General features: G+C 63.3%; 19 protein-coding genes and 1 pseudogene. 16 read left to right on the top strand and 4 right to left on the bottom strand.

Annotation, left to right across the window (positions count from 1 at the left end; genetic code table 11):
• Nucleotides 1-38: 38 nt before the first annotated feature.
• The 4 genes from NLY33_RS07550 (at nt 39) to NLY33_RS07565 (ending at nt 4,469) form a co-directional block, all read left to right on the top strand.
• Complete coding sequence (locus NLY33_RS07550) at nt 39-1,220, top strand: divergent polysaccharide deacetylase family protein (RefSeq protein ID WP_023708216.1); 1,182 nt, start codon at nt 39-41, stop codon at nt 1,218-1,220.
• 2 nt (nt 1,221-1,222) lie between these two features.
• Nucleotides 1,223-1,738 carry an RNA pyrophosphohydrolase gene (locus NLY33_RS07555; protein ID WP_023704925.1) on the top strand — a complete coding sequence of 172 codons (516 nt, stop codon included), beginning with the start codon at nt 1,223-1,225 and terminating at the stop codon, nt 1,736-1,738.
• 271 nt (nt 1,739-2,009) lie between these two features.
• The gene (gene alr, locus NLY33_RS07560) at nt 2,010-3,119 is read left to right on the top strand and encodes an alanine racemase (RefSeq protein WP_031196447.1); all 1,110 of its coding nucleotides are present in this window, start codon (nt 2,010-2,012) and stop codon (nt 3,117-3,119) included.
• Nucleotides 3,120-3,212: 93 nt separating this feature from the next.
• Entirely contained in the window at nt 3,213-4,469 is a 1,257-nt protein-coding gene (locus tag NLY33_RS07565; RefSeq protein WP_023668705.1) for a D-amino acid dehydrogenase, read from the top strand.
• A gap of 104 nt (nt 4,470-4,573) precedes the next feature.
• Here the strand turns inward: NLY33_RS07565 and NLY33_RS07570 are convergent, their stop codons facing one another.
• The 3 genes from NLY33_RS07570 to NLY33_RS07580 all read right to left on the bottom strand — a co-directional run bounded on the left by NLY33_RS07570 (nt 4,574) and on the right by NLY33_RS07580 (nt 8,169).
• Nucleotides 4,574-6,727, bottom strand: coding sequence for a phospholipase D-like domain-containing protein (locus tag NLY33_RS07570; protein WP_023704923.1), 2,154 nt, complete (start codon nt 6,725-6,727; stop codon nt 4,574-4,576).
• On the bottom strand, nt 6,724-7,164 hold the full coding sequence (locus NLY33_RS07575) for a phospholipase A2 family protein (RefSeq protein WP_023684130.1): 441 nt from the start codon (nt 7,162-7,164) through the stop codon (nt 6,724-6,726). The genes NLY33_RS07570 and NLY33_RS07575 overlap by 4 nt, the downstream gene beginning before the upstream one ends.
• A gap of 123 nt (nt 7,165-7,287) precedes the next feature.
• Nucleotides 7,288-8,169 carry a LysR family transcriptional regulator gene (locus NLY33_RS07580; RefSeq protein ID WP_023668708.1) on the bottom strand — a complete coding sequence of 294 codons (882 nt, stop codon included), beginning with the start codon at nt 8,167-8,169 and terminating at the stop codon, nt 7,288-7,290.
• Nucleotides 8,170-8,533: 364 nt separating this feature from the next.
• Here NLY33_RS07580 and NLY33_RS07585 point away from each other — a divergent pair, with 364 nt between their 5' ends.
• Both NLY33_RS07585 and NLY33_RS07590 read left to right on the top strand, forming a co-directional pair.
• Nucleotides 8,534-10,030, top strand: coding sequence for a CoA-acylating methylmalonate-semialdehyde dehydrogenase (locus NLY33_RS07585; protein WP_023698411.1), 1,497 nt, complete (start codon nt 8,534-8,536; stop codon nt 10,028-10,030).
• A 203-nt stretch (nt 10,031-10,233) separates the two neighbouring features.
• The gene (locus NLY33_RS07590) at nt 10,234-10,533 is read left to right on the top strand and encodes a hypothetical protein (RefSeq protein ID WP_023688917.1); all 300 of its coding nucleotides are present in this window, start codon (nt 10,234-10,236) and stop codon (nt 10,531-10,533) included.
• A 36-nt stretch (nt 10,534-10,569) separates the two neighbouring features.
• Here NLY33_RS07590 and NLY33_RS07595 read toward each other — a convergent pair whose 3' ends face one another.
• Nucleotides 10,570-11,259, bottom strand: coding sequence for a GntR family transcriptional regulator (locus NLY33_RS07595; RefSeq protein WP_373420159.1), 690 nt, complete (start codon nt 11,257-11,259; stop codon nt 10,570-10,572).
• A 69-nt stretch (nt 11,260-11,328) separates the two neighbouring features.
• On the opposite strand from NLY33_RS07595, the gene NLY33_RS07600 reads away from it, so the two are divergent.
• The 10 genes and pseudogenes from NLY33_RS07600 (at nt 11,329) to pyc (ending at nt 24,882) form a co-directional block, all read left to right on the top strand.
• Nucleotides 11,329-12,222: a dihydrodipicolinate synthase family protein gene (locus NLY33_RS07600; RefSeq protein WP_023704922.1), complete on the top strand. Its 894-nt coding sequence runs from the start codon at nt 11,329-11,331 to the stop codon at nt 12,220-12,222.
• A 45-nt stretch (nt 12,223-12,267) separates the two neighbouring features.
• Nucleotides 12,268-13,605 (top strand): NAD(P)/FAD-dependent oxidoreductase, encoded by a 1,338-nt coding sequence (locus NLY33_RS07605; RefSeq protein ID WP_031196448.1) that lies wholly within the window; start codon nt 12,268-12,270, stop codon nt 13,603-13,605.
• Nucleotides 13,606-13,618: 13 nt separating this feature from the next.
• Nucleotides 13,619-14,620 carry a 4-hydroxyproline epimerase gene (locus NLY33_RS07610; RefSeq protein ID WP_023704920.1) on the top strand — a complete coding sequence of 334 codons (1,002 nt, stop codon included), beginning with the start codon at nt 13,619-13,621 and terminating at the stop codon, nt 14,618-14,620.
• Nucleotides 14,621-15,067: 447 nt separating this feature from the next.
• Nucleotides 15,068-15,970, top strand: a complete 903-nt coding sequence (locus tag NLY33_RS07615) for a branched-chain amino acid ABC transporter permease (RefSeq protein ID WP_023668715.1) — start codon at nt 15,068-15,070, stop codon at nt 15,968-15,970.
• 4 nt (nt 15,971-15,974) lie between these two features.
• Nucleotides 15,975-17,570, top strand: a complete 1,596-nt coding sequence (gene livM, locus NLY33_RS07620) for a high-affinity branched-chain amino acid ABC transporter permease LivM (RefSeq protein ID WP_023668716.1) — start codon at nt 15,975-15,977, stop codon at nt 17,568-17,570.
• Nucleotides 17,570-18,676: pseudogene (locus NLY33_RS07625) on the top strand (ABC transporter ATP-binding protein); the annotation flags it as partial. The gene livM and the pseudogene NLY33_RS07625, both read left to right, overlap by 1 nt.
• A 20-nt stretch (nt 18,677-18,696) precedes the next feature.
• Nucleotides 18,697-19,425 carry an ABC transporter ATP-binding protein gene (locus NLY33_RS07630; RefSeq protein ID WP_023704919.1) on the top strand — a complete coding sequence of 243 codons (729 nt, stop codon included), beginning with the start codon at nt 18,697-18,699 and terminating at the stop codon, nt 19,423-19,425.
• Between the two features lie 112 nt (nt 19,426-19,537).
• Nucleotides 19,538-19,885: a DUF6867 family protein gene (locus NLY33_RS07635; protein WP_023668719.1), complete on the top strand. Its 348-nt coding sequence runs from the start codon at nt 19,538-19,540 to the stop codon at nt 19,883-19,885.
• A 137-nt stretch (nt 19,886-20,022) separates the two neighbouring features.
• A complete protein-coding gene (locus NLY33_RS07640; protein WP_023668720.1) occupies nt 20,023-21,144 on the top strand; it encodes a branched-chain amino acid ABC transporter substrate-binding protein in 1,122 nt (373 codons plus the stop codon).
• A 279-nt stretch (nt 21,145-21,423) separates the two neighbouring features.
• Complete coding sequence (gene pyc / locus NLY33_RS07645) at nt 21,424-24,882, top strand: pyruvate carboxylase (protein ID WP_023708214.1); 3,459 nt, start codon at nt 21,424-21,426, stop codon at nt 24,880-24,882.
• The last annotated feature ends 142 nt before the right edge of the window (nt 24,883-25,024 follow it).

The following is a 25,024-nucleotide window of genomic DNA, read 5'->3' on the forward strand; positions in this document are numbered from 1 at the left end:
CGAAAAGATTTCGCTGATCACGCGCCCGGGGATGCGGCTTGGCTGACGTCGGCAAGGACATCGAACGCCCGCTCGGACAGACCGTCCGACCGCGTGCTGCGTCGCGCGGGATCAGCGCTGGCGCCGTCGCGGCGACGCTGGTCGTGCTGGCCGCGGTCGGCATCTCCGGCGCGATCGCGCTGCGCGAGAAGCCGTTCCGCAAACCGGAAGCAATCGCGGTCTCGACGCCAAAGGTGACGGCGGCGGCCGAGCCCGCGGCCGCAGCACCCACTGCTCAAGCGACGGCGGCAGCGCCGAAGGCGGAAACGCCCAAGGCCAGCGGTCCGCAGATCATCCATGTGCAAACCCAGGAGGGTGACGGCCCGCCCAATGCAGCCATTGTCATCCACGACCCGTCGACGATCGGCCAGAACCTGAAGATCGCGCATATCCCCGACAGGGCGCTGATCGAGGCCAGCGACACCGGCCCGTTGCCGGTTCGCGCCGCTGACGGCCGGCGGCCGTTCGATGTCTATGCGCGGCCGTGGTCGGGTTCGCGCGGCGCTCGCGTGGCAATCGTCATCGGCGGGCTTGCCGTGTCGCAGACCGGCACGCAGGCGGCAATCGCCAAGCTGCCGGCTGAAGTGACTTTGGCCTTTGCGCCGCAAGGCAACAGCATCGGCCGGTGGATGCAGGCGGCACGGCAGAGCGGGCATGAGGTGGTCATGCAGGTGCCGCTCGAACCGTTCGACTATCCCAATGTCAATCCCGGCCGCAACACGCTGACAGTGGCGGCAAGCCAGGACGACAATCTGAAGAATCTGCGCTGGGCGCTGTCGCGGACCACCAACTATACCGGCGTCATGAACTATATGGGGGCGCGCTTTTCGGCCGACGCGACAGCGATGGGGCCGTTCATGGCCGAGCTTGGCAGGCGCGGCCTTGCCTATATCGATGACGGCTCGTCCGCACGGAGCCTGGCGTCCGATCTCGCCTTGAAGGACGGTGTGCCGTTCGTCGCCGGCGATACGGCAATCGACGCCGTGCAGGACCGCGGCGCCATCCTGAAAAAGCTCGACGCGCTGGAAGCGACCGCGCGTGCGAAAGGCTCCGCCGTCGGCATCGGCTCGGCTTTCGACCTCACCGTCGACACCGTGGCGTTCTGGGCGGTCGAAGCGAAAAAGCGCGGCATCGAGATCGTACCGATCTCGGCGGTGGCCATCGACCCGGAAAAGGGCTGATCATGACGAAGAAACCTGTCGACCCCGAGACGCTGCCATACCGCCCCTGTGTCGGGCTGATGATCCTCAATGGCGACGGGCTGGTCTGGGTCGGGCACCGCATCGCCGAACCGGACAGCGAATTTGCCGGGACCACGCAGCTCTGGCAGATGCCGCAAGGCGGCATCGACGAGGGCGAGGAGCCGCTGCAGGCGGCCGGGCGCGAGCTCTATGAAGAGACCGGCATGCGCTCGGTCACGCTGCTGGCCGAGGCGCCGCATTGGATCAACTACGACCTGCCGCCCGATCTGGTCGGCATCGCCCTCAAGGGCCGCTATCGCGGCCAGACGCAGAAATGGTTCGCCTACCGCTTTCACGGCGAGACCAGAGAGATCCAGATCAATCCGCCGCCAGGCGGCCACACCGCCGAATTCGATGAATGGGCATGGCGGCCGATGCAGGACCTGCCCGATCTGATAGTGCCGTTCAAACGCAAGGTCTATGAGGATGTGGTGGCGGCGTTCCGTCATCTTGCCTAGCTGGATGTGACGGTTCGCACGGCACCTGATTCGTGCTTTATTGATCGGGACACCCGCAGCCACGAGACCCATATGAACGACGCCGGGCAATGGCCTCTTAGCGCAGCGTATGGGCTGCCCCTCACCCGCCTGCCGGCTTTCGTCACTCGAAAAGCCAAGCAGTTGGCTTTTCGTCCGCTTTACGCCGACCGCTCCTCAACTCCCCGTATAGGGATAGGGAGAGATATCCGGCAGGACAATGAGGGGCAGCGCCGACTTCAGCGGGTCTGCGATGCATAAAGCCAAAGATACCATCAGCGAAGCGGCGGCCGGCGCCATTCTCACCATCGATCTCGGCGCTATCCGAGAGAATTACCGGCGGCTCAAGGCAAAGCTCGGCGGCGTGCGCTGCGCCGGCGTCGTCAAGGCCGACGGTTACGGGCTCGGCGCGCGGCAAGTGGCGGCGGCACTGGTTGCCGAAGGCTGCGACAGCTTCTTTGTCGCGCATCTCACCGAGGGTGTCGCGCTGCGCGACGCACTCGGACCGAAGCTGGAAATCCATGTGCTGAACGGGCTGCCGCCGGGCTCGGAACCCGAAGCGGTGGCTGCCGACCTTGTTCCCGTCATCAACAGCACCGGGCAACTGAAGGCGTGGAGCAAAGCCGGCCAGAAGGCCGGCCGCAAGCTCAAGGCCGCCATCCAGGTCGACAGCGGCATGTCGCGGCTGGGCATGGCGCCGGCAGAGGTCGAGGCGCTTACGGCCGATGCTTTCGCCGGCGTCGATGTCGTTCTCGTCATGAGCCATCTGGCCCGTGCGGACGAACCGACCAATGCGGCCAATGACGCGCAACTCAAAGAGTTCGAACGGCTGCGCAAAATGCTGCCCAAGGCGCCGGCGTCGCTGGACAATTCTTCCGGCATCTTTCTTGGGCCGCGCTATCAGTACGACCTCGCGCGTCCGGGCGCTGCGCTCTACGGCATCAATCCGACGCCTGATGAGGCGAACCCGATGCTGCCGGTGGTGCGGCTCGAGGCAAAGATCATCCAGACACGCGGCATCGATAAGGGCGCGGGCGTCGGCTACGGACATGCGTTTCTGGCCAGCGGTCCCTTGCGCGCGGCCACGATCTCGCTCGGCTATGCCGATGGCTGGCACCGGCGCGCGGCTTCGGCTGCCTGGCTCGACGGCGTGCGACTGCCCTTTGTCGGGCGGGTGTCGATGGATTCGATCATACTCGACATCTCGGCCCTGCCGGCCGGCCGGCTGCGCGAGGGCGACCTTGTCGAACTCCTGGGCCCCTCGCAGAGCGTCGATGACGCCGCCGGTCATGCCGGCACGATCGGTTATGAAATCCTGACCAGTCTCGGCCCCCGCTTCCACCGCCGCTATATCAACGAATAGAGCCGCGACACGCCGCCCCTTGGCGGACGCCGCAGAATCCGGCAGACAGGAGGCGGCGGCCCTCTGACGGAAGTCGTCGTGGAGAGTGATGCGATGAAGATCTTCGTGTTGGGCGGCGGCGTTATCGGGGTCACCACTGCCTATTATCTCGCTGAGGCCGGCCACGAGGTGACGGTGTTCGACCGCCAGAAAGGGCCGGCGCTGGAAACCAGCTTCGCCAATGCCGGCGAGATCTCGCCGGGCTATGCTTCGCCCTGGGCCGGCCCCGGCATTCCGCTGAAGGCAATCAAGTGGCTGTTGATGAAGCATGGCCCGCTGGTGGTGCGGCCGGCCTTCGATCCGTATATGTGGACATGGCTCATCAAGATGCTGCGCAATTGCACCGCGGATCGCTACGCCATCAACAAGGCGCGCATGGTGCCGCTCGCCGAATACAGCCGCGACACGCTGAAGGCGCTGCGCGAGGCGACCGGCATCGCTTATGATGAGCGGACCAAGGGCACGCTGCAGCTGTTTCGCACGCAAAAGCAGCTCGACGGCACCGGCGGCGATGTCGAAGTGCTGAAGAAATATGGCGTTCCCTACGAGTTGCTCGATCCCGAAGGCTGCATTGGGGCCGAGCCGGCGCTGGCCGGCGTGCGGGAAAAGTTTGTCGGCGGGCTGAGATTGCCCGGCGACGAAACTGGCGACTGCAAGATGTTCACCGATCGGCTGGCCGAGCTCTGCGTGGCGCGCGGCGTCACGTTCGAGTACGGCACGCAGATCCGGCGCTTCTCCAAGAACCGCAATCGGATCGTCAGCGTCGGCACCGACCAGCGCTCGCGCGCGGCCGACGCTTATGTGCTGGCGCTGGGCAGCTATTCGGCGCGCTTCATGCGCCTGCTCAGGCGCCCGATCCCGGTCTATCCGGTCAAGGGCTATTCGATCACCGTTCCTATCAAGGACGCGGTCGCCGCCCCGGTGTCGACGGTAATGGACGAAACCTACAAGGTGGCGATCACCAGGCTCGGCGACCGCATCCGCGTCGGCGGCACGGCGGAGATTTCCGGCTTCGATCTCAGGCTGCACGAATCGCGCCGGCGCACCCTCGAACATTCGGTCGGCGATCTGTTCCCGGATGGTGGCGACCTCAAGGCAGCGTCCTTCTGGTGCGGACTGCGGCCGATGACGCCGGACGGGCCGCCGTTGGTCGGCCGCACCGAGTTCTCCAACCTCTATCTCAACACCGGGCACGGCACGCTTGGCTGGACCATGGCCTGCGGCTCGGCCAAGGTGCTGTCCGACATCATCTCCAGCAAGGTGCCTGATATCGATGTGCGGGAGCTGGGGCCGGAGCGGTATTTGAGGTAGGGGTGCTTTTTAAAGCTCGCGGGCCAGCACCCCCTCTGTCCTACCGGACAGAGGGGGTGTAAAGGATCGCTACAGAACGGCATTCCTTCAGCCTCGCCAGCCCCTCAAAACGCCTCCTTCACCCAACCCTTCGAGAACAGCCATCGGTAGGCCCACGGTATCGTCACCTTGGTCGATACCGGGTTCGAATGGGCGACATAGTCGTCATAGACCGGCTGCATCCTGGCGTAGAAGGCAGGGTCGAGCACCGTCATGCCGTTCTCCAGATCGTGGAAGAAACTGCGGTTGTTGAGATTGACCGACGAGATCGTCACCAGCCTTTCGTCGATCATCATGATCTTGGAGTGCAGCACGACATCGGGCGCCTTGAATTCGCGGATGTTGATGCGGTCGCCATATCTCTCGACGAACAGCTTGTTGAGCGCGGTCAGCAGCTTGCCGCCAATATCGCCCTTGAGGTCGATGCGGCCGACAATGTCGATCCTGACGCCGCGCGCCAGCGCCCGCTCGATGGCCAGGCTGAGCTTCGGCGTCAGATTAAGGTAGGGATTGACGATCTCGATATGGTGCCGGGCAGTGTCGATCAGCTCGACGAAATAGGTCTCTAGCGCATGGTTGTCCTCGTAGGGCACGGAAATGAAATGGCGCACCGTGCCCGGCGGGCGCCGGCTGTCGGAGCGCACCGGAATGGAGAAGGGTCTTGCGATGTTGGTGTCGGCGTCGCGCAGCCACAATGTCGAGAGATGCGCGGCCAGCGTCTCGACCGTGGCCGGGTCGGCAAACTCGATGTCGAAATCGCTCCAGTTCGAATAGTAGTTGAGCGAGAGGCCGTCGGTCTTGCCGTATTGCTCGAGGTTCGGATAGCGCGACAGGTCGATCGGCCTGTGGAACAGGAAGCCGTCATGAATGTTGCGGCCGCCGATGATGACGCGCGAGCGGGCGGGATCCTCGGCAAGTGTCGCCAGCATCTTGACGTGATGGGTCTTGTGCAGCTGTGACAGCTGCTCGTCGACCGGCGCGCCGTGGTCGGCCCGCCAACGATATTCCTGCAACTCGACATTGGGATAATCGGCCGCCAGCCGGTGCAGCAGCGCGTCGTCCTTGTCGCGCTCCAGCACGTCTGTGACCATGATGCGCACTTTGGTGCCGAGGCCTGCGTGATGGCGGATCAGCCGCTCGATGACGCGGCCGGAAAAATCGGCCTTGAACTCCAGCGACGACAGATAGACCAGCTTGAGTTTCGGCGCGCGCGAGAAATCGAGCGGCAGTTCGGGGTCGGCCTTGTCGAAGGCGCTGTCGGGTAAAGGCGCGCCGAGCAGCGCTTCGACCTTGGCGTTGAAGCCGTCGCGCGACTTGCGTAACAGGCGCGGTGACCCGAGTGGCAGCGAACAGGTCTGCGACAGCCAGCGGCCGGCATAGAAGACGCGGGCGAGTTCATCCAGGCCGGATGGACCGGGCACTGGACAACGCTCGTAGCGGCTGTCGAGCGCGGCTATCGCCGGATAGGCAACCTCTTCGCGCAGGATGGTGAGCGGGGCGCCTGTCGGCGCCAGGCTGGAGCTGAGCTTGAGACTGCAGCGGTTCAAACCATCGCTGGGGAACAGGCTGGCGGTTTGCCCGGCCGACAGGCGGAGGCGGAAGGCGGCACCGCTCGCCACGCTGCGCGAGCCACCGCCGGCGCGAATCGCCAGCGCCCCGTCGCAGGCGCCCGATATCTCAACCGGCTGCTTTCCCGCCTGGCGCATCACGATCTCGATCGAGCGCGCCTGCAGGCCGGAAAAGCTGAACGTCTTTGGCGCGGAGGGCCGCGCGGCGGCGTTGACATAGAGCGTCTGCCGCGACACGCGCCAACGGCCGTTGAAATGGCCTTCGCCGGCTGTGCCGCTCACTGCCGGCATCTGTTCGGCGGTAACCGGCTTCGCCAGCCGTTCCAGCGTCCGGTAGGTGGCCTGGAAATCGCGGTTGGCGATGGCGTGGCGGTCATGTCCGAACGGACCGGTGCCGTTCGCCCTGTCGATGGCGCCGATCTGGTTGTGGGCGAGCAGCGCCAGAAACTGCCTTTCATAGTCGCGGGCGCCGGCATCGCCGAAAAACGCTGCTGCTGCAGTCTGCGGTCCCGGCGTGTCGGCCGATAGCGACGGCCGGCCGCAATCCTTCGCATCGGGAAAGAAATCGCAGCTGTGCCGGATCGGGGCGGCGCAACCGGCAAGGGCCGCCAGCCCCAGCCCGGCCAAGGCCAGGCAGATGGCGCGGTTCATCCGGTCGCACCGTTCATCGTCTTCAGTTCAGCCGGATCGCGCGGCGGCAGGAAGCCTTGCGGAAACACCTTGCAGACGGGAAGCGCGAAAGTGGCGATCAAAAGCTCGGCCTCGCCGCGCATCTTTTTCGGCGCTGTCTTGTCATCACGGATCGCCTTTGCCGAGGCGACGAGCGCGCCGTCGCAGTCGCAATGATTATGGCGCGCGATGTAGCAGGCGTCATGGATTTGGCAGGCGCTGTCGAGGCGATTGACAGGGCGAGCCGAGAGGTCGCCGGTGCGGGTGCCGGGACCGCAATAATTGCCGAAGACGAAAGGCGACGGGCGGGCCATTGCGATACGGACCGGCTTGGGCAGTTCGGCTTCCGGAACTTCGGTCCATGGATTGGCGCAGGCGGAAAGCGCGACAAGCGGCAAGATGGCGAGCACCGCTCGCATTTTGATCCGCACCAGCTTTGCAAAAAAGTGTCCCACCCGGCGCAGCCAATCCTTAATGATAGGCGACATCGCGCTTGTTGCCACACTGGCCGATTTTGTGGCGAAGGCAAGGCGGCGCGGCCATCAGACAAACAGCCCGCGCTCTCTCTCGACCGCCTTGGTGATGAAGTTGGCGACGATCTGCACGCGGCGCAGCGGCCGGACCGATTCATGATAGACCAGCCAGTAGGCGCGGCGGATCGGCGTCACGATGTTGACGGGGATCAGCTCCGGCATCGAGCGGGCGACAAAGGTGTGCAAGATGCCGATGCCGGCGCCCGACCGCACCGCTTCGGCCTGGCCCAGCGCTGAGGAGATGGCGAAGCTGGTGCGCCAGTCCGGGCTGAACTCCGCCGCATAGTCGAGCGACGGGCTGACGATCAGGTCTGGGACATAGCCGATCAGCGTATGCTGGCCGAGTTCGGCAGCGGTCTCGGGTAAGCCGTGCGCCTGCGCATAGTCCCGCGAGGCAAACAGGCCGAGGGTGTAGTCGACCAGCTTTCCCGCCACCAGCCTGCCTTCGCTCGGCCGCTCGACGGTGATGGCGATGTCGGCCTCGCGCCGCGACAGCGAGAAGGAACGCGGCACCGGCACCAGCTGGATGGTGAGTTCGCGGTGCAGCGCGGTCAGCGCGCCAAGACGCGTGGCGAGGAATGCAACGCCAAACCCGTCGGGCGCGCCGATGCGCACCGTGCCTGAGATATCGTCGCCTTCGCCCGACACGGCGGAGCGCGCGGCGATCATGTCGGCTTCCATGCGCTCGGCAATGTCGAGAAAGCGCTGGCCGGCCGGCGTCAGCTCGCTGCCGGTGGTAAGCCGGCGAAACAGTTTTGTCCGTAACGCATCCTCAAGCGCTGCGATGCGGCGCGAGACGGTGGCGTGATTGAGTTCCAGCCGCTTGGCGGCGCCAAGGATCTGCCCGGCGCGGGCCACGGCGAGGAAGATGCGGACGTCATCCCAGTTCATTGGGGTGGTCCGGGCTAGCGGCGAACGCGGCGTTCCCGCCCACCCCCTCTGGCCTGCCGGCCATCTCCCCCGCAAGGAGGGAGATTGGCAGCTCCGCCACCTGCGTCTCTTTTGCTGCGTTGAAGATTTGCGAAGGCGGCGGCCACATCTGATCTCCCCCCTTGCGGGGGAGATGTCCGGCAGGACAGAGGGGGGTGTGACGGAGCGCAACCTTCGGGCCTTTCAGCAATCTGTAATTTGCGGCAATTAATGCACACTCGTCCTTCGTTGTCTATTTCTTGCACAACGGTTGCGTTTCCCCTCGCGTTGCCTTCGCGCCTGCAAAGGCGTTGAATGCTTCATCACAAACTCAGGGAGAGAAACCATGATCGAATACGGTCATTTCATCGGCGGCAAGCATGTCGCCGGGACCAGCGGGCGCAAGCAGGACGTCATGCAGCCCATGGATGGCTCGGTGCGCGGCACGGTGGCGCTGGCTTCGCCGGCGGAACTGCGTGCGGCTGTCCTGAATGCCAAGGAAGCACAGATCAAATGGGCTGCGACCAACCCGCAGCGGCGTGTGCGCGTGCTGATGAAGTTTCTGGAACTGGTTGCCCGCGACTATGACGAACTGGCCGATCTCCTGGCGCGCGAGCACGGCAAGACCATTGCCGACGCCAAGGGCGACATCCAGCGCGGCCTCGAAGTGGTCGAAGTCTGCATCGGTGCGCCGCACATGATGAAGGGCGAGTTCACCGACGGCGCCGGCCCCGGCATCGATGTCTATTCGATGCGCCAGCCGCTTGGCGTCGTTGCCGGCATCACCCCGTTCAATTTCCCGGCCATGATCCCGCTGTGGAAGATTGCCCCGGCGCTGGCCTGCGGCAACGCCTTTATCCTGAAGCCTTCCGAGCGTGACCCTGGCGTGCCGATGCGCATCGCCGAACTGTTCCTCGAGGCTGGCCTGCCGGCTGGCGTCCTCAACGTCGTCAATGGCGACAAGGACGTCGTCGACGCCATCCTCGACGATCCTGATATCAAGGCTATCGGCTTTGTCGGCTCGACGCCGATCGCGCATTACATCTATTCGCGCGGCACGGCGGCGGGAAAACGCGTGCAGTGCTTTGGCGGCGCCAAGAACCACATGATCATCATGCCCGACGCCGACATGGACCAGACGGTCGATGCGCTGATCGGCGCCGGCTACGGCTCGGCCGGCGAGCGCTGCATGGCGATCTCGGTTGCCGTTCCCGTCGGCAACGACACCGCCAACCGGCTGATGGAAAAGCTGATCCCGCGTGTCGAAAGCCTCAAGGTCGGCCCGTCGACGGATTCGTCCGCCGATTTCGGCCCGCTGGTGACGGCGCAGGCATTGGAACGCGTCAAGGGTTATGTCGACACCGGCGTCAAGGAAGGCGCCAAGCTGGTCGTCGATGGCCGCGGCTTCTCCATGCAGGGCTACGAGGATGGCTACTATATGGGCGGCTGCCTGTTCGACAATGTGACCGCTGACATGCGCATCTACAAGGAAGAGATCTTTGGTCCGGTGCTGTCGGTGGTGCGTGCGCCGACCTATGAGAGCGCCATCAAGCTCGCCAACGATCATGAGATGGGCAATGGCGTGGCCATCTTCACCCGTGACGGGGATGCTGCTCGTGATTTTGCTTCGCGCGTCCAGGTCGGCATGGTCGGCATCAACGTGCCGATCCCGGTTCCGATCGCTTACTACACGTTCGGCGGCTGGAAGGCGTCGTCCTTCGGCGACCTCAACCAGCATGGTCCGGACGCGTTCCGCTTCTACACCAAGACCAAGACGGTGACCTCGCGCTGGCCCTCAGGCATCAAGGACGGTGCCGAGTTCGTCATCCCGACGATGAACTGACCGGACGATTTCGAAGATCGGCAAGAAGGCCTGGGTTCAACGTTCCGGGCCTTTCTTTGTACGAAACCGACATTGGCCATCACGTTCAAGCGATGGAACCAAGAGCCGGTCATCTGCCTTAAATTGCATTCCTGCCGTGGTGCAGGCCATCAAAATAGCGCCGGTAGCAGCCGGGGTTCTCGTCTGGCGCAAGGAGGTGTCAGATGACACGACGTCTTGTGGCGGCGATGTTCTTTGCGGTGTTCGCGATGTCCGGCATCGCCCAGGCTAAAGCGGATCAATGCGCGGCGCGGACCGACCTGGTCAAGGCGCTCGGCGAGAAGTTCCACGAAAACCAAGCCGCTCGTGGCCTGGTGAACCCAAATGTGGTGCTTGAGATATTCGTCTCCGACCAGGGCACCTGGACCATCCTGGCCACCGACACACACGGCCAAAGCTGCATCATCACGGCTGGCGAAGGCTGGGACGGGGCGACCATGGCCGCAGTCTTGCCGGGCACCTGATAAAGACCGGTCGGAAGTCTGGAGCAGAGACGGAGTTCAGCGTGTGGCGGCCACTTCGGCATGGCCGCGCAGCAGTGCCATAAGGCGTTTGGCGTCCTTGGCGGCAGCCTCTTCGTCACCGGCCAGGATCGAGCGGATTAGCGCGACGTGGTGTTCGGCCGATTCGGCCAGCCCTGTGTCGGCCTTGTAGCGAAACCAGAAGCGGCGGCTGTGGGTCTGCAGGGGCGCGGCCAGACGGGCCGCAAAAGGGTTGTCGGCGGCCATCGCCAAGGCCTCGTCGAGCGCCTTGTCGGCTTGGATGAAGGCCAGCACATTGCCCGAGATGACGGCCTTCTGCATGGCAAGGGCTGCCTCATGAAACAGGTCGGCGGCCTCACGGGTGACGAAGCGGGCGGCCGAGCGCGCCAGCACCACCTCGACGCCGCGCCTGGCATCCAGCACGCGCAGCCAGTCGCCGGGATGAAGCGGGGCAATTGCGATTCCGGCGCGTGGCCTGACGTCGAGCAGTCCTTCCCAAGCGAGGCGCTGGATTGCTTCGCGGACCGGCGTACGACCGAGCGCCAGCTTTTCGATCAGCGCGCCTTCCGTCACGAAGCTCGCCGGCGCCAGTTCCAGCGTCACGATCATATGCTCGAGTACATGGTAGGCCTTGGCGGCGGCCGGCTCGGGGTATGCTGTCTCACTGGATATCAAAGGTGGGCTCCTGATATATCTTCCATATATCACAACGGATTCCTCATTGACAGCCGGTTTTCCAACAGATATACGGCTGATATATCAGATGGAGAGACGATCATGTGGACCGGAGTTTTCCCCGCCGTCACGACCAAATTCACCGAAGACGACCGCCTCGACCATGCCGAAATGGAGCGCTGCTTTGCGTTGCAGATGGAGGCAGGCTGCGACGGTATCATCGTCTGCGGTTCGCTCGGCGAAGGGCCGATGCTGTCGCATGACGAGAAGATCGAGGTGCTGAAGACGGCGCAGAAAGTTGCAGGCAACAAGCCGGTGCTGCTGACGGTCAACGAGGCGGGCACCCGTGAAGCCGCAAGCATCGCCAGGCGCGCCGCAAAGGAAGGCGCCAACGGGCTGATGGTGGTGCCGAGCCCGATCTATCACACCAACCCGGAAGAGACGGTCGCCGCCTTGCGCGCCGTCGCTCAGGCCGGCGACCTGCCGGTGATGATCTACTCCAACCGCCTCGCCTACCGCGTCGACGTCACCGTCGACCAGATGGAGGAACTGGCCGCCGACAAGCGCTTCGTCGCCATCAAGGAGTCCTCCGACGACATCCGCCGCTCGACAGAGATCATCAACCGCTTCGGCGACCGCTACGATCTGTTCACCGGCGTCGACAATCTCGCCTTCGAGGCGCTGTCGGTGGGCGCCATCGGCTGGGTGGCGGGTCTGGTCGTCGCCTTCCCGCGCGAGACCGTCGCCATCTACCAGCTGATGAAGCAGGGCCGCCGCGAGGAGGCGCTTTCGATCTACCGCTGGTTCCGGCCGCTGCTCGATCTCGATGTCTCGACCTATCTGGTCCAAAACATCAAGCTTGCCGAAGTGCTCGCGATCGACACAAATGACCGCGTGCGCATGCCGCGCCAGCCGCTGTCGGGCGAGCGCCGCAAAGCGGTCGAGAAGATCGTCAAGGACGCGCTGGCGGTACGGCCGAAGCTGCCGCAGTTCTGAAGGCTTTCTTCTCCCCATTCACGGGGAGAAGATGGCGGCAGCCGGATGAGGGGCAGCGCCGACGTGCAAGGAAATTCCAGGGACACAGAGGAGGGCCGCCCCTCCTCATCCGCCCTTCGGGCCCCTTCTCCCCGTGAACGGGGAGAGAGGGTAGATATCGCCATTGTCGGTGGCGGCATTGTCGGCATCTGCGCGGCGGCCATGCTGGCCGAGGCCGGGCGCAGCGTCACGGTCTTCGACCGCACCGGCATCTGCGAGGAGACAAGTTCCGGCAATGCCGCCGCCTTCGCCTTCTCCGACGTGCTGCCGCTGGCGCATAAGGGCATGATGCGGCACTTGCCGAAATGGCTTGCCGATCCGCTCGGGCCACTCAGCATCCCGCCAGCCTATCTGCCGAAGCTGTTGCCTTGGCTGTTGCGCTTCTGGCGCGCCGGCGCACCGGCAAAATATGAGGCGAGCCTTGCTGCTCAGGCAGACATGATGAAGCTCGCCGAGGCCGAATGGATGGGACTGCTCGACCGTTCCGGCACGCGGCCGATGCTGCGCGAAGACGGTTCGCTGGAACTTTATGAAAGCGAGGCCGAGTTTCAGGCCGGCCTCCCGGGCTGGGCGGCGCGCCAGCGCTTCGGCATCGACTTTCGCCATGTCGAAGGCGACGAACTGGCGCGGCTGCAGCCGGGACTGTCGCCGCGCTTCATCAAGGGCACCTTCGTGCCGGGCTGGAAGACCGTCGCCGATCCGAAACTGCTCGGCAAGGCGGTGTGGGCCTATGCCGAAAGGCTGGGCGCGCGTTTCGAAAAGGCGCGCATAGAGCGCGTCGCCGCCAACCCTGATGGCGCGACGCTGACGCTGACCGACGGCACGACCAGGCAGGCAAGACATCTTGTCGTGGCCGCCGGGGCATGGTCGCATCTGCTGGCGAAGGCGCTTGGCGACACCATCCCGCTCGAAACCGAGCGCGGCTACAACACCACACTGCCGAAGGCCGCTTTCGACGTGCAGCGAATGCTGATCTTTTCCGGCCATGGCTTCGTCATCACGCCACTCGACACGGGCTTGCGCGTCGGCGGCGCCGTCGAGTTGGGCGGTCTCGACCGGCCGCCGAATTTTGCGCGCTCGAAGGCCATGCTGGAAAAAGCCAGACAGTTCCTTCCGGGGCTGGACGCGTCAGGTGGCCGCGAATGGATGGGCTATCGCCCGTCGCTGCCGGATTCGCTCCCGGCGATCGGCACGGCGCGAACCGCGCCCAACGTTGTCTACGCCTTCGGCCATGGCCATCTCGGCCTGACCCAGGCGGCGGCCACCGGCCGCTTGATCCGCGATCTTGTTCTCGGGCAGACTTCGCGGATCGATCTTGCCCCCTTCAGCCCGCAACGGTTTTGAGTTCGAGGAAATCATGGCCAGAAAATCCTTCTTTTGCATCGACGGCCATACCTGCGGCAATCCGGTGCGGCTGGTGGCCGGCGGCGGTCCCTTGCTCGAGGGGTCGACGATGATGGAGCGGCGGGCGCATTTCCTGGCGGAGTATGACTGGATCCGCACCGGGCTGATGTTCGAGCCACGCGGCCACGACGTCATGTCGGGCTCGATCCTCTATCCGCCGACGCGCGAGGATTGCGACATAGCCATCCTGTTCATCGAGACGTCGGGCTGCCTGCCGATGTGCGGCCACGGCACGATCGGCACGGTGACGATGGCCATCGAACATGGGCTGATCAAGCCGAAGACACCCGGCGTGCTCCGGCTCGACACACCGGCCGGGCTGGTTATCGCCGAATACAAACAAGTCGGCGACTATGTCGAGGAGGTGCGCATCACGAATGTGCCGTCCTTCCTTTATGCCGAGGGACTGACGGTCGACTGCCCGCTGCTTGGCGAGATCACTGTCGATGTCGCCTATGGCGGCAATTTCTACGCAATCGTCGAGCCGCAGGCGAATTTTCGCGACATGGCTGATTATTCCGCCGGCGATTTCATCGCCTGGAGCCCCGTGGTGCGGCAGCGGCTCAACGAGAAGTACTCGTTCGTGCATCCGGAAAACCCCGGCATCAACCGGCTGTCCCACATGCTGTGGACGGGCGAGCCGACAATGGCGGGCGCCGATGCGCGCAACGCGGTCTTCTATGGCGACAAGGCGATCGACCGCTCACCTTGCGGCACCGGCACCTCGGCGCGCATGGCGCAGCTCCATGCCAAGGGCAAGCTCAAGGCCGGCGACAGTTTTGTCCACGAATCGATCATCGGCTCGCTGTTCAAGGGCAAGGTCGAGAAGGACGTCACTGTTGCCGGCAAGCCGGCCATCATTCCCTCGATCGGCGGCTGGGCGCGGATGACCGGCCTGAACACCATCTTCATCGACGACCGCGATCCGTTCGCGCACGGTTTTGTGGTTAAGTGATACGGTAGGCTGCCGATCATCCACCGAGACCCAAGACTTGGACCCAGGGCGGGACCTCTTGGCGAAACCAGTCAGCGAAAGGTTAGCGCGTTGGGCGAGGCATCCACCGCCATAGTCTGTTGCAACTGGTCAGTACGGAATGTGGCTAAAAAACGAAGCTCGCCAACAACGCAAAGATTCGTCTCATCACCGAATTTTGACCGGGATTTCTTCGAAATGAGGTCGCTGGTCCGGCTGAATCGTCAAAGACATTGCGTTATGCCAATGATAGGGTCCGCGATAGTCCAGGGGTCGGGAGCAAAAAAACGGGCAATCGGAAGGCGTGGCGGAAAACACGCTCGACGTTTGAAAAATCACGTTGCAATCCGGGCTCGAAACTTTACGACTAGGGGAAATACGAAAAGGAATGCGTCTGCATGGGCGACATTCCAGGGGAGCCATGTACACATGCAGTACTTTGTCCAGCAGCTTATCAATGGGCTGACGCTGGGATCGATCTATGGGCTGATCGCAATCGGCTACACGATGGTCTACGGCATCATCGGCATGATCAACTTCGCCCACGGCGACATTTTCATGGTCGGGGCATTCGCCGCCCTCGTTGTCTTCCTCATCCTCGGCTCCTTGTTCTATTCGGTCCCGGTCGTCCTGGCGCTGCTGATCATGATGATCGTGGCGATGCTGCTCACCAGCCTCTACAACTGGACGATCGAGAAGGTGGCCTACCGGCCGCTGCGCGGTTCGTTCCGGCTGGCGCCGCTGATCACCGCCATCGGCATGTCGATCGCGCTGTCGAACTTCATCCAGGTGACGCAAGGTCCGCGCAACAAGCCGATCCCGCCGATGGTCAGCCAAGTCTACAACATCAACGGCATCAGCGTGTCGCTGAAGCAGATCATCATCGTCGTCGTCACCGCCCTGCTGCTGGCGCTGTTCTGGTACCTGGTCAACAGGACTTCCCTCGGCCGGGCGCAAAGGGCGTGCGAGCAGGACCGCAAGATGGCGGCGCTGCTCGGCGTCGATGTCGACCGTACGATCTCGATCACCTTCATCATGGGTGCAGCGCTTGCGGCCGTCGCGGGCACGTTGTTCCTGATGTATTACGGCGTCATCGCCTTTTCCGACGGCTTTGTGCCGGGGGTCAAGGCCTTCACCGCAGCCGTTCTCGGCGGCATCGGGTCTCTGCCGGGCGCGGTGCTTGGCGGGCTTTTGATCGGCTTCATCGAGAGCATGTGGTCGGCGTATTTCTCGATCGACTACAAGGACGTCGCGGCGTTCTCGATCCTGGCGATCGTGCTGATCTTCCTGCCTTCCGGCATTTTGGGCCGGCCAGAAGTCGAAAAGGTCTGAGACAATGGCGGTTTCCGTATCCTCGGAGCGCGACACCGTCGCCTCCCCCGTGCAGCGTGCATTGCGCGAAGCGTTCTATGCCGGCGCCATCTCGCTGGGGTTGTTCATTCTCTTCATCGGCCTGAAGACCGACCAGAACATAAGCAACCAGCTGATCCTGGTGCAGCGCTGGTTGCTGCTCATCACCGTGGTCGTGCTGACCATGCTTGGCCGCTTCTTCTACATTGCATATGGCCAGCCGTTCATGGCCAATCAGAAGATCACCAATGTCGCCACCGGCCTGTTGCCGGCGAGCGTCGCGTCGCGCTTCTTCCTGCTTCCGGCCTTCATCGTCGCCGTCGTGCTGGCGGTTGTCCTGGTTGCGTTCGGCAGCGCCCTGCCGGTGTTGGTGGGACCCGATCTGGCCGGCTACCTTCAGTTCCTGCGCGCATTGGCCGTCATTTACGCGCTCGCTTGCGTGATCTTCTATTTCCGCTCCTTCATCCACGCCAATTTCACCAAGCTCGGGATTGCGGCGCTGGTGCTATACCCGATCCTCGTCGTCGTGGTGCTGTCGATCTACGCGTGGTCGATAACCGGCGGCCTGCAGGGCTCGTTGAAGTGGGTCGACAATTTCGGCATCCAGATCCTGATCTATGTGATGCTGGCCTGGGGACTGAACATCGTCGTCGGCCTCGCCGGCCTGCTCGATCTCGGCTACGTCGCCTTTTACGCGGTCGGCGCCTATGCCTATGCGTTGCTCGGTTCGCAATACGGCCTGTCGTTCTGGATCCTGCTGCCCGCCGCCGGCGCCATGGCCGCCTTCTGGGGCGTTATGCTCGGCTTTCCGGTGCTCAGGCTTCGTGGCGATTACCTGGCGATCGTGACGCTGGCCTTCGGCGAGATCATCCGCCTGGTGCTGATCAACTGGCGTGAAGTCACCAACGGCTCGGCCGGCATCTCCGGCATCCCGAAGGTCACCTTCTTCGGCCTGATGACGTTTAATTCGACCGACCCGAACTACATCGGCAAGGTGCTGCACATTGCCCAGTCGAGCGCCTACTACAAGATCTTCCTCTACTATCTGATTCTCGGGCTGGCGCTGCTGACCGCCTTCGTCACCATCAGGCTCAGGCGCATGCCTGTCGGCCGCGCCTGGGAGGCGCTGCGCGAGGACGAGATTGCCTGCCGCTCGCTTGGCATCAACACCACCACCACCAAGCTCACCGCCTTTGCCACCGGCGCCATGTTCGGCGGTTTTGCCGGCGCCTTCTTCGCCGCACGGCAAGGCTTCGTCAGCCCTGAATCCTTCGTCTTCCTGGAATCGGCGATCATCCTGGCCATCGTGGTGCTCGGCGGCATGGGCTCGCTGGTCGGCATCGCGGTCGCCGCGCTGGTGATGATCGGCGGCACCGAGGCGCTGCGCGAACTCGATTTCCTGAAAAGTGTCTTCGGAAAAGATTTCACGCCGGAGCTTTACCGCATGCTTTTGTTCGGCATGGCGATGGTCATCGTCATGCTGTGGAAGCCGCGCGGCTTTGTCGGCAGCCGTGAACCGACGGCCTTCCTCAGTGAACGAAAAGCGGTCTCCTCCTCCTTCACCAAGGAAGGGCACGGCTGATGAGCGCGACCTCCATTCAGAAGACCAATCCGGGTATGAAAGACGCCATCCTCCAGGTCGAGCATCTTTCGATGAAGTTCGGCGGCCTGATCGCCATCGGCGATCTGTCGTTCCAGGCCAAGCGCGGCGAGATCACCGCTCTGATCGGACCCAATGGCGCCGGCAAGACCACCGTCTTCAATTGCATCACCGGCTTCTACAAGCCGTCGGAAGGCATGATTACGCTCAACCGGGCCGACGGCTCGAGCTTCCTGCTCGAACGGCTGCCCAATCATGAGATCCCGGCGCGCGCCAAGGTGGCGCGCACCTTCCAGAACATCCGCCTGTTCTCGGGCATGACGCTGCTGGAGAATCTGCTGGTTGCCCAGCACAACAAGCTGATGAAGGCATCCGGCTATACGATCCTGGGCCTGTTCGGGATCGGCGGCTACCGCAGAGCCTCGGCTGAATCGGTGGAGCTTGCCAAGCACTGGCTGGAGAAGGCCGATCTTGTCGATCGTGCCGACGATCCGGCCGGCGACCTGCCCTATGGCGCGCAGCGGCGCCTCGAGATTGCGCGCGCCATGTGCACAGGGCCCGAACTTCTGTGCCTCGACGAGCCTGCGGCCGGTCTCAATCCGAAGGAGTCGGCTGCGCTGAATTCGCTGCTGATGGACATCAAGAGCAGTACCTCGATCCTGCTGATCGAACATGACATGTCGGTGGTCATGCAGATTTCCGACCATGTCGTGGTACTTGAATATGGCCGCAAGATTTCCGACGGCAGCCCGCAATCGGTGCGTACCGACCCGCGCGTCATCGCCGCCTATCTCGGCGTCGACGACGAGGAGGTCGAGACGGTGCTGACCGAGGTTGGCGATGAAGACGTCATCGAGCAGCTGGACATCGGGCCGGATTCGGCTCACGGACCAGGCACATCGTCTTCCTATCTCGCCGGCCCGGTAAGCGACACGATCGGCCACAGCCAGGGCGAGCGGGTCACAGTGTCGAAGGGAGCTTCAAAGGCCACCCAATACGATACAAGAGCCAACTCCGCGCCAAGAGCACCGTCCGAGCGTCTAACGGCCAAGTCCAAGCCGGCGGCCACCAAATCCCCGACAGGCAAGCCGCGCGGAGGGCGTAAGTGATGGCCGAGACAACGCTGCTCGACATCAAGGGCGTCGAGACCTACTACGGCAACATCAAGGCGCTGAACGGCGTCGATGTCCACGTCGACCAGGGCGAGATCGTCGCGCTGATCGGCGCCAACGGCGCCGGCAAGTCGACGCTGATGATGACCATCTTCGGTGCGCCGCGCGCTCGTGCCGGCTCAATCACTTTCGCCGGCACCGACATCACCCAGATGCCGACGCACGAGATCGCCCGCATGCGCATTGCGCAGTCGCCGGAAGGCAGGCGCATTTTCCCGCGCATGACGGTGATGGAAAACCTGCAGATGGGCGCCGGTCTCGACAATCTCAAGCACTATGACGAAGATGCCGAGAAGGTGTTCGCGTTGTTCCCGCGCCTCAAGGAGCGCATTGCCCAGCGCGGCGGCACGCTGTCGGGCGGCGAGCAGCAGATGCTGTCGATCGGACGTGCGCTGATGGCGCGGCCCAAGCTGCTGCTGCTCGACGAGCCGTCGCTGGGTCTGGCGCCGCTGATCGTCAAGCAGATCTTCGATGCCATCCGCGAGCTGAACCGCACGCAAGGGCTGACCGTGTTCCTGGTCGAGCAGAACGCCTTCGGCGCGCTCAAACTCGCCACGCGCGGCTATGTCATGGTCAACGGCAACGTGACCATGAGCGGCACAGGCAAGGAATTGCTCGCCAATCCGGAAGTGCGGGCGGCCTATCTCGAAGGCGGCCATCACTGATTTTGGAGCGGAATGTATGCATACGGTATTCCGCTCCAACTTGTTTGTTTGTCGCATGACCTTTGTCCGAAAAGTCTGCAACTTTTCGGGATCATGCTAGGGAGTCTTCATCATGCAAGGCATTCTTCACGAGGAACCTTCCATCTGGCAGTTCTTCTTCGTCACCTGTCTGCTCGGCGGCTGGGCGGCATGGATGACCGGCAAGGCCAGCGCCCAGACATGGCGCAGCCTGCCGGCGCTGTTCGCCTATCTGCTGGGTCTCGGCATCGGCATCAGGTTCATCCATCATGCCTTGTTCGGCGGCACGATGTTTTCGCTGCAATACTATGTCGTGGACACAATCGTGCTCATGATATTGGGGTTTGTCGGCTATCAATACACGCGTACGAACCAGATGGTGACGCAGTATAATTGGCTTTACGAACGGGCTTCGATCTTAAGCTGGAAACCGAAAGGTTGACGTTCATCATTAACGCCGTTCCGGGGATGAATCGGCGTGACAAGGGCCTGAAAATCGGCAAAGTACGCTTTCTGCGATAAGGGTGGGCATCGCATGAAAGTTTCATCCACGCCCACCTCGTAAATGGGAGCGTTTAAATGAAGAAATCACTTTTGTCCGCCGTTGCCCTGACCGCGCTTGTCGCGTTCGGTGGCAATGCATGGGCTGACGTTATCGTCGGCGTCGCAGGTCCGATCACCGGTCCGAATGCGGCCTTCGGTGCGCAGCTGCAGAAGGGTGCGGAAGCGGCCGTTGCCGACATCAACGCAGCAGGCGGCATGAACGGCGAGCAGATCAAGCTCGAAGTCGGCGACGACGTCTCGGATCCGAAGCAGGGCATTTCGGTCGGCAACAAGTTCGTCGGCGACGGCGTGAAATTCGTGATCGGCCACTTCAACTCGGGCGTCTCGATCCCGGTTTCGCAGGAAGTCTACGTCGACAACAACATCGTCGAAGTGACGCCTGCGGCGACCAACCCGAAATTCACCGAGCGCGGCCTGTGGAACGTGTTCCGCACCTGCGGACGCGATGACCAGCAGGGCGGCATCGCCGGCGGCTATATCGCGACCAACTTCAAGGACGCCAAGGTTGCCGTCATCCACGACAAGACCCCCTATGGTCAGGGCCTTGCCGACGAGACCAAGAAGGCGATGAACGCAGCCGGTCTGACCGAAGTCATGTATGAAGGCGTCAATGTCGGCGACAAGGACTTCTCGGCGCTGATCGCCAAGATGAAGGACGCCGGCGTCACCCTGATCTATTGGGGCGGCCTGCATACCGAAGCCGGCCTGATCATCCGCCAGTCGGCGGACCAGGGCCTCAAGGCTACCTTGATGTCGGGCGACGGCATCGTGACCGACGAGCTGGCTGCGATCGCCGGCGATGCGGTTATCGGTACGCTCAACACCTTCGGTCCAGATCCGCGTCTGATCCCCGAGAACAAGGCACTGGTCGAGAAGTTCCGCGCCCAGGGCTTCGAGCCGGAAGCCTACACTCTCTACTCCTACGCCGCCATGCAGGTGATCGCCGAGGCCGCTGCCGTGGCCAAGTCGAACGACCCCGTGGAAGTGGCCAAGGCGCTGCACGAGAAGGGTCCGTTCAAGACCGTTCTGGGCGATCTCGCCTATGACGCGAAGGGCGATCCGAAGCTCCCGGGCTACATCATGTACGAATGGAAGAAGGGTCCGGACGGCAAGATCTCCTGGTTCCCGAAGTCGTAATTCGGGACACAGCTCTATGGAATGCCCGGCGCTCGCGCCGGGCATTTTTCTTTGGTGACAGGGCGCAGCGAGGGTGGCTGGATAAGCCGCTAGCCGGGTCGAATTTGTGCGGGCACGACAATTAGCGTCACCTCGCGACGCCAATCGCACGCATCTTTTCGATCGGTGGTGCTAGAATCGCATTTAAATCGGTTTAACCTCTCCCCGATTTTGGTTGCACTGCAGCATTTTCGCGTTAATCATGCCTCTGCCCCACCCTCCTGTCCGGAGCCTGCTTCCTTGGCCATCACGAAGATCCTCGTCGCCAACCGGTCCGAAATTGCCATCCGCGTCTTTCGCGCGGCCAACGAGCTCGGCCTCAAAACCGTGGCGATCTGGGCCGAGGAGGACAAATATTCGCTGCATCGGTTCAAGGCCGATGAAAGCTACCAGGTCGGGCGCGGGCCGCATCTGGCCAGGGACATGGGGCCGATCGAAAGCTATCTGTCGATCGAGGAAGTGATCCGCGTCGCCAGGCTGTCCGGCGCCGACGCCATCCATCCAGGCTATGGCCTTCTGTCGGAAAGCCCTGAATTCGCAGATGCCTGCGCCGAGGCCGGCATCATCTTCATCGGACCGAAACCCGACACGATGCGCCGGCTCGGCAACAAGGTCGCCGCGCGCAATCTGGCCATCGAGGTTGGCGTGCCAGTGGTGCCGGCAACCGAACCGCTGCCGGACGACATGGAAGCAGTCAAGCAGCTCGCCAAGACAGTCGGCTATCCGGTGATGCTCAAGGCATCGTGGGGCGGGGGCGGGCGCGGCATGCGCGCCATCCGCACGGAAGCCGACCTCGCCCGCGAGGTGATGGAAGGCAAGCGCGAGGCCAAGGCCGCCTTCGGCAAGGACGAGGTCTATCTCGAAAAGCTGATCGAGCGCGCCCGCCATGTCGAAGTCCAGGTGCTCGGCGACACGCATGGCAACGCTGTACATCTGTTCGAGCGCGACTGCTCGATCCAGCGCCGCAACCAGAAGGTCGTCGAACGGGCGCCGGCGCCCTATCTCAGCGAGGTATTGCGCCAGGAGCTTTGCGGCTATGCGCTCAAGATCGCGCGGGAGACCAGCTATATCGGCGCCGGTACGGTGGAATTCCTGCAGGACGCCGACACCGGCAAATTCTACTTCATCGAGGTCAATCCGCGCATCCAGGTCGAGCACACCGTCACCGAGCAGGTGACCGGCATCGACATCGTCAAGGCGCAGATCCACATACTGGACGGCTTTGCCATCGGCACGAAAGAGTCGGGCGTGCCGGCGCAGGCCGACATCAGGCTGAACGGTCACGCGCTGCAGTGCCGCATTACGACCGAGGATCCGGAGCATAGTTTCATTCCGGACTACGGCCGCATCACCGCTTATCGCGAAGCCGCCGGTTTCGGCATCCGCCTCGACGGCGGCACCGCCTATTCGGGCGCGGTCATCACCCGCTTCTACGATCCGCTGCTGGAGAAGGTGACTGCCTGGGCCCCGACACCGGCCGAGGCGATCGCCCGCATGAACCGGGCCCTGCGCGAGTTCCGCATCCGCGGCGTGGCCACCAACCTCACCTTCCTCGAGGCAATCATCAACCACCCGCGCTTCGCCGACAATTCCTACACGACCAGGTTCATCGACACGACGCCGGAGCTGTTCGCGCAGGTGAAGCGGCAGGACCGCGCCACCAAGCTGCTCAACTATCTGGCCGACGTCAGCGTCAACGGCCATCCCGAAACCCGCGGCCGACCGATGCCCAAGACCGATGCGGCAGCGCCTGTCGTGCCCTATCTCAACGGCAATGTGCCTGATGGCAGCAAGCAGAAGCTAGACGCGTTGGGGCCGGAGAAATTCGCTGCCTGGATGCGTGAGCAAAAAGAGGTGCTTGTCACCGACACGACGATGCGCGACGGTCACCAGTCGCTGCTCGCCACCCGCATGCGCACGCATGACATTGCCGGCATTGCCGGTACCTATGCGCGCGCGCTGCCGCGGCTGCTGTCGCTGGAATGCTGGGGCGGCGCCACTTTCGACGTCGCCATGCGCTTCCTCACCGAGGATCCGTGGGAGCGGTTGAGCAAAGTGCGCGAAGCGGCCCCCAACCTTTTGCTGCAGATGCTTCTGCGCGGCGCCAATGGCGTCGGCTACACCAACTATCCCGACAATGTCGTGCAACATTTCGTCAGCCAGGCAGCGGCCGGCGGGGTCGACCTGTTCCGCGTCTTCGACTGCCTGAACTGGGTCGAGAATATGCGCGTCGCCATGGACGCGGTGGGCGCGGAGGGCAAGCTGGTCGAAACGGCGATCTGCTACACCGGCGACATCCTCGATCCGGCGCGCGCCAAATACGACCTTAAATACTATGTCGGGTTGGCGAAAGAATTGCAGGCAGCCGGCGCCCATATCATCGCCGTCAAGGACATGGCCGGGCTTTTGAAGCCTGCCGCCGCCCGCGTGCTGTTCAAGGCGCTGCGCGAAGCCACCGACCTGCCGATCCATTTCCACACCCACGACACGTCAGGCCTGTCGGCGGCGACGGTGCTGGCGGGCGTGGAAAGTGGCGTCGACGCCATCGACGCGGCGATGGATTCCTTCTCCGGCAACACCTCGCAGCCTTGCCTGGGCTCGATCGTCGAGGCGCTGAAGGGAACCGAGCGCGATCCCGGCCTCGATCCGCAATGGATCCGCAACATCTCCTTCTACTGGGAAGCGGTGCGCAACCAGTATGCGGCCTTCGAAAGCGATCTCAAGGGGCCAGCCTCGGAAGTCTATCTGCACGAAATGCCGGGCGGCCAGTTCACCAATCTCAAGGAGCAGGCGCGTTCGCTCGGGCTGGAAACGCGTTGGCACGAGGTGGCACAAGCCTATCACGACGTCAATTTGATGTTCGGTGACATCGTCAAGGTGACGCCGTCGTCCAAGGTGGTCGGCGACATGGCGCTGATGATGGTGAGCCAGGATCTAACGGTTGCCGACGTCGAAAACCCGGCCAAGGACATCGCCTTCCCGGACTCGGTCGTCTCGATGCTGCGCGGCGATCTCGGCCAGTCGCCCGGCGGCTGGCCTGCGAAGCTGCAGAAGAAGGCACTGAAGGAAAGCAAGCCGATCACCGAGCGCCCGGGCTCGCTGCTCAAGCCAGCCGACCTCAAGGCCAGCCGCAAGGAGATCGAGCAGAAGCTGGAGCGCAAGCTCTCGGAGTACGAATTCGCCTCCTGGCTGATGTATCCGAAGGTGTTCACCGACTTCGCCGCCGCGCAGGAAACCTACGGGCCGGTCAGTGTGCTGCCGACGCCTACCTATTTCTACGGCATGAAGTCGGAAGACGAGATCTTCCTGGACATCGAGAAAGGCAAGACGCTTGTGGTGCGCTGCCTTGCGATCGGCGACGTCGATGAGAAGGGCATGGTCACCGTGTTCTTCGAGCTCAACGGCCAGCCGCGCCGTGTCCGGGTGCCGGACAGGGCGCATGGCGCCTCGGCGGCCAAGGCTCGGCGCAAGGCCGAGCCCGGCAACGAGGCGCATGTCGGCGCGCCGATGCCGGGCGTGGTCTCCGCCCTTTCGGTTGCCGCCGGCCAAGCGGTCAAGGCCGGCGACGTGCTGTTGTCGATCGAAGCCATGAAGATGGAGACGGCCCTGCATGCCGAGCGCGACGGCACAGTGGCCGAAGTGCTGGTCAAGGCCGGCGATCAGATCGATGCGAAGGATCTGTTGATCGCGTTTGGCTGACGCGCGGATCCATCACACTGGGGACGGCTGGCAGCAGCCGTTGATGGAGCATCGATAATGGCTTGACCCGCCGCGCCTGCTCGGGCATCGAACCCGCTCCCAATTTACCGCGCCAGAATCGCGGTGCTTAAAAAGTAGCGGA

The sequence above is a fragment of the Mesorhizobium sp. C432A genome, assembly GCF_030323145.1.
Classification (GTDB): domain Bacteria; phylum Pseudomonadota; class Alphaproteobacteria; order Rhizobiales; family Rhizobiaceae; genus Mesorhizobium.